This window comes from Cyanobium sp. BA20m-p-22, from assembly GCF_024346275.1.
Lineage (GTDB): Bacteria > Cyanobacteriota > Cyanobacteriia > PCC-6307 > Cyanobiaceae > Cyanobium_A.
On record NZ_JAGQCQ010000066.1, the window covers coordinates 1 to 13,478 of the forward strand.

The window sequence follows — 13,478 nt, forward strand, 5'->3', positions numbered from 1 at the left end:
ACCGTTTCAGTGCAGAAGCCAGCCTGGCCTTTGCCGAATACATCCAGCGCCGCATGCAGCTGCCCTTTTTTGCCAATGCCCGCTCAATCCGCAATGCGATCGACCGGGCCCGCATGCGCCAGGCCAACCGGCTGTTCAGCCGCATGGGCAGCCCACTTACCAAGCTGGATCTGATGACGCTCGAAGCGGTAGACATCACGATCAGCCGGGTGTTTGCCGGCGAACTGGAGGGAAGCGACCCGGCCAGGCCGCTTTCCTAAGGTTTAATACCTATCCCTCTCCCCTCCTCCCCATGCGCCTTTCGATCCCCGCCCGCCCGCTGCTCCCCCTGGCCCTTGCTTTGGGGCTGGGCCTGGCCCAGCCGGCAGCCACCGCCGCACCCACCTGCACCTTCCTGCAGCCGGTAGGAGGCAACGGCACCTCACCGATCGTTTCAAAGTCGGTGGGTCGGGGCAAGTTGATCGGCAAGACCAATTGGAACACCGACTTTTTTGTTACCAAGCCCTACACCAGTTATAAGTTCTTTTTCACCGCTAATTCATCTGATGCCAATGCCCAGTATCCGGTGGAGGGCTATATGAAGTTCAGCGATGGTTCCAGCCTGCAGCTGTTTAATAACCTGATGAATCCGCCCATGGGTACCGGCAAGATGTTTGGCCCCTTCCCAGCGGTGCCTGGCAAGCAGACCTCCCAAATTAACTTCAAGGTGGGAGCCAGCAACGACCCCGCTGCCCTGGGCTTCAGCTATCGGATCTCTGCACAGGGCTGCCGTTGAGTGCAGGGCTGCCGTTGAGCTTGGCTGGGCTAGCGGCGTTTGCGTGAATCGATCTGCAGCAGGTCTCGCACCTGCTGCACTTGGCGTGAAAGGGCAGGATCATTGTTCAGCTTGAGGTCGATCTGCTCGACGGCGTACATCACCGTGGAGTGGTCCTTACCGCCGAAGGCCTCGCCGATGCGCGGCAAGCTCAGGTTTGTGCTCTGGCGCATCAGGTACATGCCCACCTGACGGGCCCTGCTGACGGCCCGTTTGCGACTGGCGCTGAGCATTTCCTCGATGCCGACACCGAAAACCTCCGCCACCTTTTCGATCACCTGGATCGGTTTGACCTCCACATCGCCACCGGCTGGATCGAGCATCGGTGCCACCGATTCCACCGTCATCGGCAGGCCTGTGATGGAGGCGAAGGCCACCGCCCGGGTCAGGGCCCCCTCCAGCTCGCGGATATTTGAGGTGAAGCGGCCGGCGATGAACTGGATCAGGTCGCGGGGCAGCACCATCTGCTCCTGTTCGGCCTTCTTGTGCAGGATGGCCATGCGGGTTTCCAGGTCTGGCGCCTGGATGTCGGCGATCAGTCCCATCGAGAAGCGGGAGATCAGCCGCTCCTGCAGCTTCGGGATCTGGTTTGGGGGGCGATCGGAGGCGATCACGATCTGGCGGCCCGCCTCATGGAGGGCATTGAAGGTGTGGAAAAACTCTTCCTGGGTGTACTCCTTGCCCTCGATGAACTGGATGTCATCCACCAGGATCAGGTCGGCGGCGCGGTAGCGGTCGCGAAAGGCCTGCATGCTGTCTTTGCGGATCGCCTGAATCAGGTCATTGGTGAAGGATTCGCTGCTCACGTAGAACACCCGCGCCTCCGGGTTTATTTCCAGCCGGTAGTGGCCGATCGCCTGCATCAAGTGGGTTTTGCCCAGCCCCACCCCGCCGCAGAGAAAGAGGGGGTTAAATTCCCGCCCGGGCGCTTCCGCCACCGCCAGGGAGGCGGCGTGGGCCATGCGGCTGTTGGGCCCCACCACAAAGCGGTTGAACACGTAGCGGGGGTTCAGCCCCGGAGCCACCTTGCGGGGCGTCTCACCGGTGGCTTTGGCTGGCGCTGGCTGGCCGGCAATAGCCTTGGCGGCGCCATTGCCCGTGCCAGGGCCGGCTGGGGCGATCAGGACATCCTCGTCGCTGGCCGCACTCACCAGCACCTGCACCCGCCTGCCGGCGATCTCGCTGGCGACAGCCTCGATCGTGCCGAGATAGTTCTTGCTCAGCCAGCCGCAGGCGAAGTTGTTGGGGGCTTCCAGCCGCAGCTGGTCTGCACTGAAGCCCCTGCACCGGGCTGGGCGGATCCAGGTTTCGAAGGTTGGTTTGCTGAGGTTGGCCTGGAGGGCCTGCTGAACCTGGTGCCACAGCTCATCTCCCTGCTGCACCGCCTGCTCCACCTATCGCTTCCGCTCGTGAAAACCGAATCTACGCGTGGCTCCGCAGCTGGGCCGTCTTAAATGAAACGGATTCAGACCTGGCCCAGGCCGCTTCCATGCCACCCCTTTCACCCCGCTGCCGAGCAGCGCTGCTCGCCCCCGCCGCGTTGCTGTTGGTGGGATGCGGCCAGGGGCTGCCCGGCCTGCCAGGTCGCTCCAGCATCCAGACTCCCATCAGCGACGCGGCCCCCAGCCCGCCCCTGCAGCAGGGCAGCACGCTGATCGTCGATGCGGTGGCCAAGGTGGGCCCAGCGGTGGTGCGGATCGACACCGTCAAGCGCATGGTGAACCCCCTGGGCGGGCTATTTGGGCGGGGCCCAACGATTGAGCAACAGCAGGGCCAGGGATCGGGCTTCATCACCCGCTCTGATGGGGTGCTGCTGACCAATGCCCATGTGGTGGAGGGGGCCAGCGAGGTGACCGTGACCCTGCCCGATGGCCGCAGCTTCAACGGCAAGGTGCTCGGCAGTGACCCCCTCACCGATGTGGCCGTGGTCAAGGTGGTTGCCTCGAAACTGCCGGTGGCCCCCCTGGGGGATTCCACCAGGGTGCGCCCAGGCGAAGTGGCGATCGCCATCGGCAATCCCCTCGGCTTGGACAACACGGTGACCGCCGGGATCATCAGTGCCATCCAGCGCACCAATGCGGTGGGTGAGGGCCAGCGGGTGCCCTACATCCAAACCGACGCCGCCGTGAATCCAGGCAACAGCGGCGGCCCGCTGATCAACGATCGTGGCCAGGTGATCGGCATCAACACCGCAATCCGCCAGGCACCGGGGGCGGGCCTCAGTTTTGCGATCCCGATCAATGTGGCCCGCCAGATCGCCGCCCAGATCCTGGAGCGCGGTTCGGCCAGCCATCCCTACATCGGCGTTCGCCTCCAGGCCCTCACTCCCCAACTGGCACGGGAGATCAACGCCAGCACCGATGAATGCCGCCTACCGGAGGTGAACGGGGTGGTGGTGGTGGAGGTGATGGCGGGCAGCCCCGCCGCCAGCGGTGGTCTCAAGCCCTGCGACCTGATCGAGCAGGTTGGCGGCAAGGCGGTGCGGAACCCCTCCGAGGTGCAGCTGGCGGTGGACCAGGGCACGGTGGGCCAGCCCCTGGCCGTGGCGCTGCGGCGCGGTGAGCAGCGCCTCAACCTGGAGCTAAAGCCCAAGGAACTGCCGCGCCGCGGTTGAGCCGCTCGGTTGCCAGCCAGCTGGTGGTGCTGGCCCGCTGGCCGGCGCCGGGGCGCTGCAAGCGGCGGTTGGCCTCCAGCCTTGGGGCGGAGGCGGCGGCGCGGGTCCAGGCCCGGCTCACCGGCCACACCCTGGCGGTGGCGCGCCAGCTGGCCCGTCAGCTGGGCATTGAGCTGGTGCTGGCGGTCGATGGGCTCGCCCCCCGGGCTGCCCGGCGCCTGGGCGACCAGCTTGGGGTGGGCCGCATCGTGCTGCAGGGGCGAGGGGGGCTCGGGGTGCGCATGCAGCGCCAGTTCCAGCGGGCGGCCACCGAACGGGCCCGGCGGGTGGTGTTGATCGGCAGTGACCTGCCCCAGCTGGAGCGGGCCGATCTGGCCTCGGCCTTTGCGGCGTTGGATCACCAGGAAGCGGTGCTCGGCCCCGCCTGCGACGGGGGTTACTGGCTGATCGGTTTGCGCAGGCCCGAGCCGGCCCTGATGGTGGGGATCGCCTGGGGCAGCGAGCAGGTGCTGGAGCAAACCCTCGCCGCCCTGGCGCGCCGGGGCCTGGAGCCGGCCCTGCTGCCCTGCCGCAGGGACCTGGATAGGGGGGAGGACCTGGGGCCATGGCGCTGAGCCCAGCTGGGATTTCGGTGGTGATCGCGGCCCGCAATGAGGCGGCGCGGCTGCCGCTGCTGCTGGCCGATCTGGCCACGGCGCCCCAGCTGGTGACCGAGGTGCTGGTGGTGGATGGGGCCAGTGTTGATGGCACACCTCGGCTGGCGGCCCTGGCGGGAGCACGGGTGCTGGCCTGCAGCCCGGGCCGGGGACGGCAGCTGGCCCTAGGGGTATCCCGCAGCAGTGGGGCCTGGCTGCTGCTGCTCCACGCCGATGCCCGCCTGGGGGCCGGCTGGCAGGCGGCCCTGGCCACCGCCCTGGGGCGCCCGCCGGCGGCCTGGTATTTCAACCTGGCGATCGACGCCCCCAGCCCCGCCCTGCGGCTGGTGGAGCTGGGGGTGGCGCTGCGCAGCCGCTGGCGCCAGCTTCCCTATGGCGACCAGGGGTTGCTGCTGCCCCGCAGCCTGCTGGCCGTCGCCGGGGGTGTGGCACCCATCCCCCTGATGGAAGACCTGGAACTGGTGCAGCGCCTGCGCCAGCACACCCGCCTGCACTCGCTGGGGGCAACGCTGCGGGTGGATGGGCGCCGCTGGCGGGCCCTGGGCATCTGGCAGACCACCCTGGCCAATGCCCGCCTGCGGCGTGCCTGGCGGCGGGGCCACAGCGCCGAGCAGCTGGCTGCGGCCTATTACGGCATCGAGCAGACTCGCCGCCATGGAATCTGCTTCCTTGCCCCCTCGCCTGGCCCGGCGTCAGATCCCGCGCGGTCTGAGCCAGCTGGTGCTGCGCATGAAGCTGGATCTGCTGCTTGTCGCCCTCCTGTGCGGCATCACTCTTGCCCTTGAACCGCAGGGGTTGATCAAGCGGATCGACATCATCGATGTGGGAGGGCTGGCGATCATGGGCACGGCCGTATCCATCCTGCTGGCCCTCCGCAATTCCGAGGCGATCAGCCGGTGGTGGGAGGCCCGCACCCTCTGGGGAGCAGTCACCAATGTGAGCCGTCACTGGCGCGATTGTCTGCACACCCTGCTCTGCAGTGACAGTGCCTGGCGGGGAGAGGAAAACCGCCTGGTGGGCCTGCAGGTGTTGCAGGTTTGGCTGCTGAATTTCGAGCTGCGTGGCTATTGGCGCCAGGATGCCCGCGAAGCGGTTAACCGCCTCTGCGCAAGCCTTGGTTTGCCAGCGGAGACCACCCTGAATCATTCCTACCGGGCTCGGGCTGCTGCGATTGGCCGCCTGCGCCAGCGCCGGGCCATCAGCCCCTGGGGCAGGGACGTGCTGCTGCGCTGCGCCGAATCCTTCACCGATGCGGTTGGGGGGTTGGAGAAGGTTCGAAATACACCACTGCCTCCGGTTTATGATGTCTTCATCAGGCTGCTCAGTTGGATCTTTGGGTATACAATCTTCCTGGACTTTACCTCCAACCATTCGGCTATTACTGGGATTCTGTTGTTCCTGGCCTTTTTGGTAGCTGAACGCGTCGGTGCCTATGTGGAGGGACCATTTGATCGTGACGGCAGCAGTTTCAGCTTGCCGTTAGATCTGATGTGCGCTCGTATCAGCTCCGATCTGCTGGGCCCTGACCATCCCTTGGCCCGCCTGCCGCTCTCGCAGGATCCCAGCCTCTGGACCTAGGGCGCATACCAGAAGGCGCAGCGCCGCTGTTGGGGTTCGAGCTCCCAGCCCTGGGCGGCGTAGAACTTCACCACTTCGGGGTCGGCGAACAGGCTCACCCGATCCACCTCCATCGCCCGCAGCTGGTCGAGCACGTAGACCATCAGCTGCTTGCCCAGTCCCGCCCCTTGGTAGAGGGGATGGACTGCCACATCCCAAACGGTGGCCTCCACAATGCCGTCGCCGGTGCAGCGGGCGAAGCCCACCAGCTTGGGCAGGCGTGGGTCGTGGCGCCACAGGCCCACCCGCAGCAGGCTGTGCTCCAGTGCCTTGCGCACCCGGCGCAGGGGCCGGCGGCTCCAGCCCACCGCATCACAGAGCTGCTCGAGTTCGATCAGGTCGATGGCCCGGTCGCAGCTGAGCACCAGGCTCAGCTGGGGATTGGGCGTCGGGCAAAGCCGGTGCCGTTCCCCGTAGAGGCTGGTGAGGAGCTCGGCGGAGGCCACGACTGCCGCGTGCGACGCAATCAAACGATCCTGCCCGATGGCCGCTTCGAGCTGGCTCAGAGGGCCGCCAGCCCCCGCTCCTGCAGGTCGGCCAGCTGGGCGTAGACACCCCCCTGCTGACGCAGCTGGCTGTGGGTGCCCTGCTCGATCAGGTGACCCTTGCGCAACACCAGGATGCGGTCGGAGGCCTCCACCGTTGCCAGGCGGTGGGCAATCACGATTGCGGTGCGGCCGTGCAGCAGCTTGTCGAGGTCGCGCTGCAGGGTGGCCTCGGTGGAGGGATCCATGAAGGCGGTGGCCTCATCCATGACCAGCACCGACGGATCGCGGATTGCCACCCGCGCCACCGAGAGCAACTGGCGCTCGCCGGAGGAGAGGTTGCCGCCCCGCTCCCGCAGCTCGGTGGCCAGGCCATCGGGCAGGCGGCGCAGCAGGGGATCGAGGCCCAGCTCGGCGCAGAGCCCTTGCAGCTGGTCGCTGCTGATGGGCGCATCGAGGCGCAGGTTGTCGGCCACGTTGCCGCTGAATAGGAAGGTGTCCTGCAGCACCACGCCCAGGCGCTGCCGCAGGGTGGGAATGGGCAATTGGCGGATGTCGATGCCATCCAGCAGGATCCGCCCCTGCTGGGGTTCATAGAGCCGGCAGAGCAGACGGATCACGGTGGTTTTGCCAGAGCCGGTCGGCCCGACCAGGGCCACGTGCTCGCCCGGGGCGATGCGGAAGGAGAGGTCGCTGAGGATCGGGTCGTCCGGGCGGTAGGAGAAGCTGACCTGCTCAAAAATCACCTCGCCGGCACTGGCCCGCTCGCTGCCGCTGCGAATGGCGGCGGCCGTGCGGTCACTGGCGGGCAGATCTGCGATTTCGATCGGCTGCTCGAGCAGTTCGCCGATGCGCTCAACGGCGGTGAGGCCGCCCTGGATCTGGGTGAAGCGTTCAGCCAGTTGGCGCAGTGGGTCGAACAGCCGCTGGGAATAGAGGATGAAGGTGGTGAGGGTGCCGAGACCCATGGTGCTGCCGAGCACCATCCAGCCGCCTAGGGCCAGCACTACTGCGATGGCGCTGAGGGCAACCCACTCGATCAAGGCCGAGATCGAGCTTTCGTAGAGGATTGTGCCGGTCACAGCCTCCCGGTAGGCATTGGTTACTTGGGCGAAGCGGGCACTGTTTGCAGCCTCGCGCCGGAACATCTGCACTACCTCCAGCCCCTGGAGGTTCTCCTGGAGGTCGGCATTGAGCTGGCTGAGCTCTTCCCTCACCCGGTAGTTGGCCTTGCGATAGCGCCCCTGCAGCCAGAGGATGCCTAAAACCACAGGCACCTGGCTGACCAGCAGCAGCAGGCCCAGGCGCCACTCGATCGAGATCATCGTGACCGCGATCACCAGCAGGGTCACCAGGTCGGCCAGCACCCCCACGGCCCCACTGCCGAAGACCTCGGCCAGGGCATCGACATCGCTGGTAAGCCGGGTGAGCAGCTTGCCCACGGGGGTGCGGTCATGGAAGCGCAGCGACAGGGCCATCGCATGGGCGAACAGGTCGTTGCGGATGCGGGCGGTGAGCCGTTGGCCGACGGCCTGGACGTTGAAGGTCTGGATGCCCTGCAGCCCCAGCCGCAGCATTACGGCCAGCAGCAGCAGCAGCACCAGCAGGCGCAGGGCGGCGGCCACGGGCATGCCGTCGAGCCAGCCCAGGGTGGGCTCGCGCCGCAACACGGAGATCGCCTGGCCCACCAGCAGGGGTTGCACCGCCGCGGCAAAGGCCACCGGGATCAGCAGCAGCAGGGTGAGGCCGAGGCGGCGGCGGTCCCTGCCCAGGTAGGGCAGCAGGCGGGCTAAGCGTTGCCGGTCGAGGCGGGCCATCAGCGGCCCCGCTGGGGCACGGCTACCCCGAGCCGATCGATGGTCCTCTGAAGTGAACCGTCGTCGAGCCGCAGGGCCAGGGGGTGACCCACCAGCCGGGCGGTGCTCAGAAATAGATCCTCGATGGCAACCAGGCCGTTCTCTTCCAGGGTGCGGCCGGTGGCCACCAGGTCCACGATCGCCTCACTCATGCCGGTGATCGGCCCCAGCTCCACTGAGCCGGCCAGATGGATCAGCTCCACAGGTAGGTCCAGGGCATTGAAAAAGGCCTGGGCGCAGCCGGTGAACTTGCTTGCCACCCGGCAGTGGGCAGGCAGGTCAGCCGCTCGCCGGTAGCCACTGCTGGCCTTGACGGCCACGCTCATGCGGCAGCTGCCGAAGCCGAGATCCAGCAACTGGGCCACCGGCAACTGGTGCTCGCGGATCACGTCGTAGCCCACCACACCCAGCTGGGCCTGCCCATAGGCCACGTACACCGGCACATCGGCATTGCGCACCAGCAGCGCCCTGGCCTGGCCACAGGCACTGGGCACCATCAGCTGGCGGTTATCGGGGTCCAGCAGAGCTGAAAAGTCGAAACCGGCGGCGGCGAAGCGGGCCACCGAATCCTTCAGGAGCGCGCCTTTGGCCAGGGCGACGGTGATCATGGTTGTGCGCCTCAAGCTGGACTTTAACGATGCAGCAACTCAGCGTTGAACTGGTTCCGCTCCTGCGGGATAACTTCGTCTTTGTGTTGCACCGCCAGGGACTAGCGGCGGTGGTGGATCCGGCCCTTGCCGAGCCGGTGATCGCGGCGCTGGAGCGGCAGGGGCTGGAGCTGGTGGCGATCCTGCATACCCACCACCACAGCGACCACATCGGTGGTACGCCGGGTCTGCTGGCCCGTTGGCCCGGTGCGGCGGTGCTGGCCAGCCGCGAGGACCGGGCGCGCATTCCCCTGCAAACCAGGGGCGTTGCCGGTGGTGATCGCTTTGAGCTGCTGGGGGAGACGGTGCAGGTGATCGACGTGCCGGGCCACACCCGCGCCCACATCGCCTACTACCTGCCGGCTTCGGGGCACCTTTTCTGTGGCGACACGCTGTTTGCCGGGGGCTGCGGACGCCTGTTTGAGGGCAGTGCGGCTCAGATGCGGGCTTCGCTGCAGCGGCTGGCCGAGCTGCCTCCTGCCACCCAGGTGTGGTGCGCCCACGAATACACCGAGGCCAACCTGCGCTGGGCTGCCGCCACCGTGGATGCCGAGGATGGCGCCGCTGGGCCGATTCGGGAGCGCCTCGCGGCTGTGATCTCCACCCGCGCCAGGGGTGCCGCCACGATTCCCAGCACGGTTGGGATGGAGCGGGCCACCAACCTGTTTGTGCGGGCGACGAGTCCGGAGCAGCTGGCGGTGCTGCGCCGCAGCAAGGACCATTGGCAGGGCTAGCTGGATCAGTGCAGGGGAGAGTTGGCAGTGGGCAGTTGGCAGGTGGCTGGTGGCAGGGAGCTCAGCCCAGGGCCTGGAGCGGTTGGCGGGATGGGAAGAGCATCGCCGGGGCTCCGGGCCGCAGCTGCAGCTGGCAGCGCTGGCCCCGGCCGTATTCGGCTTCCAGTGGTAGGCGCAGTCTCAACTTGAGTTCGCCCAGCTGCACCTGGTAGAGCCACTCCCGACCCAGAAATTCCCGACCCTGGAGCCAGGCTTCCCCCTGGGGATCGAGCTCGAGCTCGATCCCATCCGGGCTCACCAGTACCTCCAGGGGCTCGCTGTCGGCGGGGGATGGGGGGTTAAATGGAGCAGGGTTGGCAGGCGGAGCTGGTCGGCAGTCCAGGCTGCCGAGCGGAGTTTCGATCCGGTTGCCCTTGCGCTTGGCCGGCAACAGGTTGCCCTGCAAAACGAAGCGCCCCACAAAGGCGGTGGCGGGCTGCTGCACCAACTGGCGCGGGCTGGCGCACTGGTGCAGCACCCCCTGCCGCAAAACAGCTACCCGGTCGCAGATTGCCAGGGCCTCTTCGGGGTCGTGGGTGACGATCAGGCCGCTGGCGCCGCAGCGGGAGAGCACGGCCGGCAGCTCGCTGCGCAGGCGCAGGCGGACCTCCACATCGAGGTTGGAGAAGGGTTCATCCAGCAGTACTACCGAGGGGCCAGGGGCCAGGGCCCGGGCCAGGGCGAGGCGCTGGCGCTGGCCGCCTGAGAGTTCATGGGGGTAACGGCGTTCGAGGCCCTTCAGCCCGAGCAGCTCCAGCAACCAGCTGGCCCGACTGGTGTCCTGTCCCCTCCCCAGCCCGAAGCAGGTGTTTTGCCAGGCATTGAGGTGGGGGAACAGGGCGTAGTCCTGGAACACCATGCCCACGCCCCGGCGTTCTGGTTCCAGCCAGCGGCCCTCGCCGGCCACCAGGCGTCCGTCGATCAACACCGAGCCCCGCTCGGGCCGTTCAAAGCCGGCGATCAGGCGCAGCAGGGTGGTTTTGCCGCAGCCGGAGGGACCGAGGAGCCCCACCAGCTCGCCTTGGTGCAGGGCCAGATCGATTCCCTCCAGGGTCCATTCGCCTGGCGCGGCGTTGGCGTAACGGTGCCAGAGCCCCCTGAGCTGCACGTGCTCGCGCAGCGGCAACTCGGCAGGCAATAGCTGGGTAAGGGTGCTAGCGATTGGCAAGGGCCATAAGCTCAATCCCCATCCTGACCTGATACGAGTCGAGCAATGCAGCTGGAAGCCGTCATCACCGCCGCCGCTCCGGCTCCCGTGGGGCCCTACAGCCAGGCGGTGAAGGCTGGCGGGGTGCTCTATTGCTCCGGGCAGATCGCCCTGGATCCGCTGACGGGGGCCATGGTCGGAGCCGGCGATGTGGAGGCCGAAACCCGCCAGGTACTCAGCAATCTCAAGGCGGTGCTGGAGGCCGGTGGCAGCCGCCCAGGGCAAGTGCTGCGCACCACGGTTTTCCTGGCCGACCTGGGGGATTTCGCCCTGGTCAATGGGATCTACGCAGAGGTATTTGGGGAGGGGGCCTCGCCGGCCCGGGCCTGCGTGGAGGTGGCGGCCCTTCCCAAGGGGGCGCGGGTGGAGATCGACTGCATTGCGCTGGCGGCTGAGGCTTAGTCCAGCGGCAGGGGCTGGAACAGGTCGCCCTGCACCAGGGTGCGGGCGCGCAGCTTTTTGCCGGACGCAGGCTTGGTGGCGGGCATGGCTGCGATGGGCATGACGCTGATGGGTAGCCATTCTTCAGCTCGGAAGACGGCGTAGGGAGAGGAGACGGGCATCGGGCACAACCGAGTCGCTTGGCGTACACCTGTACTAATCAAGAAAGTTGGCGGTGTCAAGTCTTTGGCGGCGCCCCTCACCTGCTGGCGGGGTTCGCCGGTACCGGCTGCCCCCTAAAGTCCTGATAACGGGGCGTGGCGCAGCTTGGTAGCGCGGGTGCTTTGGGAGCACTAGGTCGCAGGTTCGAATCCTGTCGCCCCGATTGACTTTTCACCGATTGGCTGAAACCAGGGCACCCAAAAGGCACCCAAGCCAATCCCTCCGCCAAGCCATACGCAGCGCAGACGGCGCCTACAGGGCCGGCCAGGCCGTGATGACCGATGCCGAGTTCGATGCGCTGGTGGCAGAGCTGCAGGAGCTCGACCCCTCTGCACCAGAGCTGCTTACTCCCGGCGGGGGCAGCAAGTTGCTGAGCCTCGACAAACAGGAATTGAGCGAGTGGCTGGCGGGTCTTGGTGCGGCCGCTGTTGGCCGCTTCTCGGTGACCCCCAAGCTCGACGGGTGCGCCATTGCTCTGGAGTACCGCCTTGGCCTGCTCACGGCCGCGTGGACACGCAGCGGGGCTGATGCGATGCACCTGTTGCCCCTGGTTGACACCGTGCCGCCCAGGCTCGGCGCACCGATAAGTGTGCAGATCCGTGGTGAGCTGTACGGCCTCGATGGTCGCCAGAGCACACCCGCTGCCGCCCTGCGCCGCAAGGTGCCAAGCGGTAATGGCCTGGTGTTCGCTGCATTTGAGGTGATGCAGAGTGCGGCCGATCACGCCACCCAGCTGTTGGCGCTGGAGCGCTGGGGTCTGCCCACCCCCCCATACCTGCTTTGTGATTCTCCACAGCTGGCCCACCACCACCGCTCATGGCTGCAGGGCCAGCTGTGGAGCGAGTTGCCCACCGATGGGTTGGTAGTGCAGTTGGATGACGGCCAGCAGCGCAGAAAGCTTGGTGTCAATAGCGTTGCGCCCCATTACGCCCTAGCCCTGAAGCGCTGAGTCGCCCGCCTTCTCAGGGGGCGTTGGCGTAACACTCAGCCCAGTTGCGGCCTGGCTGTGAAAGGTCAGCCGAAATAAGAACTGCCAGTTCAGCTCCGGGAGGCTTCCACTCGAAGGTCATCGCCTCGAGAATCTGTTGCCATAGAGGCAGCCTGATTACTGCCTCCATCATCAGGTCGCGGGCTGTGCCCTGACCCATCAATGCGGGGGCCTGGGTGAAAGCACGCTTGGGGTCTGTTTTCATCAGACGACCGTTCCGTAGATGTTACGAGCCCCGGATAGCCCAAGAATGGCTTCGAGAAAAGTCACCTTCTGTTCATTCCCATGCGCCTTGCCCCACTCAAGGAGCGGGGCGGCTTGTCCTTGCTGGTGCTGGGCTTTCCAGATGGTGTTCGCGGCGACTTGAGGCCAAGATCCCTTGGCGGCATTGGTCATGTCCTCAAGCCCCCGGATGGAAGGATCAAAGTGGTGACTTCTTTCCTTAAACCGGGGGCCGCGGAATCGGATTAGCCGAGTAGAAGACCTCCTGCGCTGTCTAACGCACCAGTACGAATATCGTGAATTTGTATTAACGCCTGGACTTCATTGCAGGATTCCAAATCCTCGCCAAGAATACCGATAAACCGACAGGTTCTAGACCTAATAGCGTAAGTTTCGCTTTTAGGAGTAAGCCTGATCCTGTAGCAATTTTGCTTTTGGCATAAAGCTAAATAAAGCGAGTCACAGCCAAGGTTTTTTGCCAGTGTGGCGAAAGCCGCTGACCGTGGGAGCATCTTTCCCGATTCAACCAATAACCTGACACCGGCCTGTGTGCGGTAGACACGCAACCGATGTGGATCTTGCAGGTGTGGGTGGCGGCACTTTAACCATGTCATGAGCGTGTCTTCATTGCTGGCTAATTTTTCAAGGCCAACATGGTCCTTGAAGTCGATGTCAATCATTGGCAGAGAGCAAGGGGTGATGAGCACATTGCGGCCTCGGCGATTTTTAACAATCCACGCTTCCCTGGCTTTTACCAGCTCTATTACTGGCTCCGTATCAGCACAGAGATAAGGGTCGTAGTAGGTGCCATGGGGATCAGTTCTAGACCATAGAAAGCGTTGGGCCACGCTGATCGCATTTGACATCCATTGATTGATCCAATTGTCCGCGGTGTCAAAAGAAGTCGTCATGAAAAAAACCTCGTTTTTGTTTAGTGGGATGTGCTTGCCGAATCTCTTCAGCAAGAACTCAGGGCAGCAGCGAAGCTCGCCGTGG

16 protein-coding genes, 1 tRNA gene and 1 pseudogene are annotated in these 13,478 nt (G+C 65.7%); 10 read left to right on the top strand and 8 right to left on the bottom strand.

Annotated features, from left to right (window positions below; genetic code table 11):
* Together KBZ15_RS07650 and KBZ15_RS07655 are read left to right on the top strand one after the other, a co-directional pair.
* Positions 1-260, top strand: a pseudogene (locus tag KBZ15_RS07650) (CbbX protein); the annotation flags it as partial.
* Positions 261-292: 32 nt separating this feature from the next.
* Complete coding sequence (locus KBZ15_RS07655; RefSeq protein WP_254931064.1) at positions 293-775, top strand: hypothetical protein; 483 nt, start codon at positions 293-295, stop codon at positions 773-775.
* Between the two features lie 29 nt (positions 776-804).
* Here KBZ15_RS07655 and dnaA read toward each other — a convergent pair whose 3' ends face one another.
* Positions 805-2,208 (bottom strand): chromosomal replication initiator protein DnaA, encoded by a 1,404-nt coding sequence (dnaA, locus tag KBZ15_RS07660; RefSeq protein ID WP_396123418.1) that lies wholly within the window; start codon positions 2,206-2,208, stop codon positions 805-807.
* 95 nt (positions 2,209-2,303) lie between these two features.
* Between dnaA and KBZ15_RS07665 the strand changes: the two genes are divergently transcribed.
* The 4 genes from KBZ15_RS07665 to KBZ15_RS07680 are packed head-to-tail and all read left to right on the top strand — an operon-like array spanning position 2,304 to position 5,662.
* Positions 2,304-3,428: a trypsin-like peptidase domain-containing protein gene (locus KBZ15_RS07665; protein ID WP_254931063.1), complete on the top strand. Its 1,125-nt coding sequence runs from the start codon at positions 2,304-2,306 to the stop codon at positions 3,426-3,428.
* Positions 3,425-4,042: a TIGR04282 family arsenosugar biosynthesis glycosyltransferase gene (locus tag KBZ15_RS07670; RefSeq protein WP_255014620.1), complete on the top strand. Its 618-nt coding sequence runs from the start codon at positions 3,425-3,427 to the stop codon at positions 4,040-4,042. The genes KBZ15_RS07665 and KBZ15_RS07670 overlap by 4 nt, the downstream gene beginning before the upstream one ends.
* Positions 4,033-4,869 (top strand): TIGR04283 family arsenosugar biosynthesis glycosyltransferase, encoded by an 837-nt coding sequence (locus KBZ15_RS07675; RefSeq protein ID WP_315859863.1) that lies wholly within the window; start codon positions 4,033-4,035, stop codon positions 4,867-4,869. The genes KBZ15_RS07670 and KBZ15_RS07675 overlap by 10 nt, the downstream gene beginning before the upstream one ends.
* Positions 4,754-5,662 (top strand): bestrophin family ion channel, encoded by a 909-nt coding sequence (locus tag KBZ15_RS07680; RefSeq protein WP_255014621.1) that lies wholly within the window; start codon positions 4,754-4,756, stop codon positions 5,660-5,662. Before KBZ15_RS07675 ends, KBZ15_RS07680 begins: the two co-directional genes overlap by 116 nt.
* Here KBZ15_RS07680 and KBZ15_RS07685 read toward each other — a convergent pair.
* From KBZ15_RS07685 to hisG, 3 genes are read right to left on the bottom strand one after another with little or no spacing between them, the layout of a single operon-like run.
* Positions 5,659-6,147: a GNAT family N-acetyltransferase gene (locus tag KBZ15_RS07685; RefSeq protein WP_254931060.1), complete on the bottom strand. Its 489-nt coding sequence runs from the start codon at positions 6,145-6,147 to the stop codon at positions 5,659-5,661. The genes KBZ15_RS07680 and KBZ15_RS07685 overlap by 4 nt on opposite strands.
* A gap of 56 nt (positions 6,148-6,203) precedes the next feature.
* Positions 6,204-8,003 carry an ABC transporter ATP-binding protein gene (locus tag KBZ15_RS07690; RefSeq protein ID WP_254931059.1) on the bottom strand — a complete coding sequence of 600 codons (1,800 nt, stop codon included), beginning with the start codon at positions 8,001-8,003 and terminating at the stop codon, positions 6,204-6,206.
* On the bottom strand, positions 8,003-8,650 hold the full coding sequence (hisG, locus tag KBZ15_RS07695; protein WP_254931058.1) for an ATP phosphoribosyltransferase: 648 nt from the start codon (positions 8,648-8,650) through the stop codon (positions 8,003-8,005). Before hisG ends, KBZ15_RS07690 begins: the two co-directional genes overlap by 1 nt.
* A 29-nt stretch (positions 8,651-8,679) precedes the next feature.
* Here hisG and gloB point away from each other — a divergent pair, with 29 nt between their 5' ends.
* A complete protein-coding gene (gene gloB / locus KBZ15_RS07700) occupies positions 8,680-9,423 on the top strand; it encodes a hydroxyacylglutathione hydrolase (protein WP_255014622.1) in 744 nt (247 codons plus the stop codon).
* A 61-nt stretch (positions 9,424-9,484) separates the two neighbouring features.
* Here the strand turns inward: gloB and KBZ15_RS07705 are convergent, their stop codons facing one another.
* Entirely contained in the window at positions 9,485-10,630 is a 1,146-nt protein-coding gene (locus KBZ15_RS07705) for an ABC transporter ATP-binding protein (protein ID WP_255014623.1), read from the bottom strand.
* 45 nt (positions 10,631-10,675) lie between these two features.
* Here KBZ15_RS07705 and KBZ15_RS07710 point away from each other — a divergent pair, with 45 nt between their 5' ends.
* On the top strand, positions 10,676-11,071 hold the full coding sequence (locus tag KBZ15_RS07710) for a Rid family detoxifying hydrolase (protein WP_255014624.1): 396 nt from the start codon (positions 10,676-10,678) through the stop codon (positions 11,069-11,071).
* Here the strand turns inward: KBZ15_RS07710 and KBZ15_RS07715 are convergent.
* Entirely contained in the window at positions 11,068-11,232 is a 165-nt protein-coding gene (locus tag KBZ15_RS07715) for a hypothetical protein (RefSeq protein WP_255014625.1), read from the bottom strand. The genes KBZ15_RS07710 and KBZ15_RS07715 overlap by 4 nt on opposite strands.
* 129 nt (positions 11,233-11,361) lie before the next feature.
* On the opposite strand from KBZ15_RS07715, the gene KBZ15_RS07720 reads away from it, so the two are divergent.
* Positions 11,362-11,435 (top strand) — tRNA-Pro (locus KBZ15_RS07720).
* A gap of 111 nt (positions 11,436-11,546) precedes the next feature.
* Positions 11,547-12,221, top strand: a complete 675-nt coding sequence (locus KBZ15_RS07725; protein ID WP_255014626.1) for a hypothetical protein — start codon at positions 11,547-11,549, stop codon at positions 12,219-12,221.
* Between the two features lie 243 nt (positions 12,222-12,464).
* Here KBZ15_RS07725 and KBZ15_RS07730 read toward each other — a convergent pair whose 3' ends face one another.
* The gene (locus tag KBZ15_RS07730; protein WP_255014627.1) at positions 12,465-12,656 is read right to left on the bottom strand and encodes a hypothetical protein; all 192 of its coding nucleotides are present in this window, start codon (positions 12,654-12,656) and stop codon (positions 12,465-12,467) included.
* 71 nt (positions 12,657-12,727) lie between these two features.
* On the bottom strand, positions 12,728-13,478 hold a 751-nt coding region (locus tag KBZ15_RS07735), incomplete at its 5' end, for a hypothetical protein (protein ID WP_255014628.1).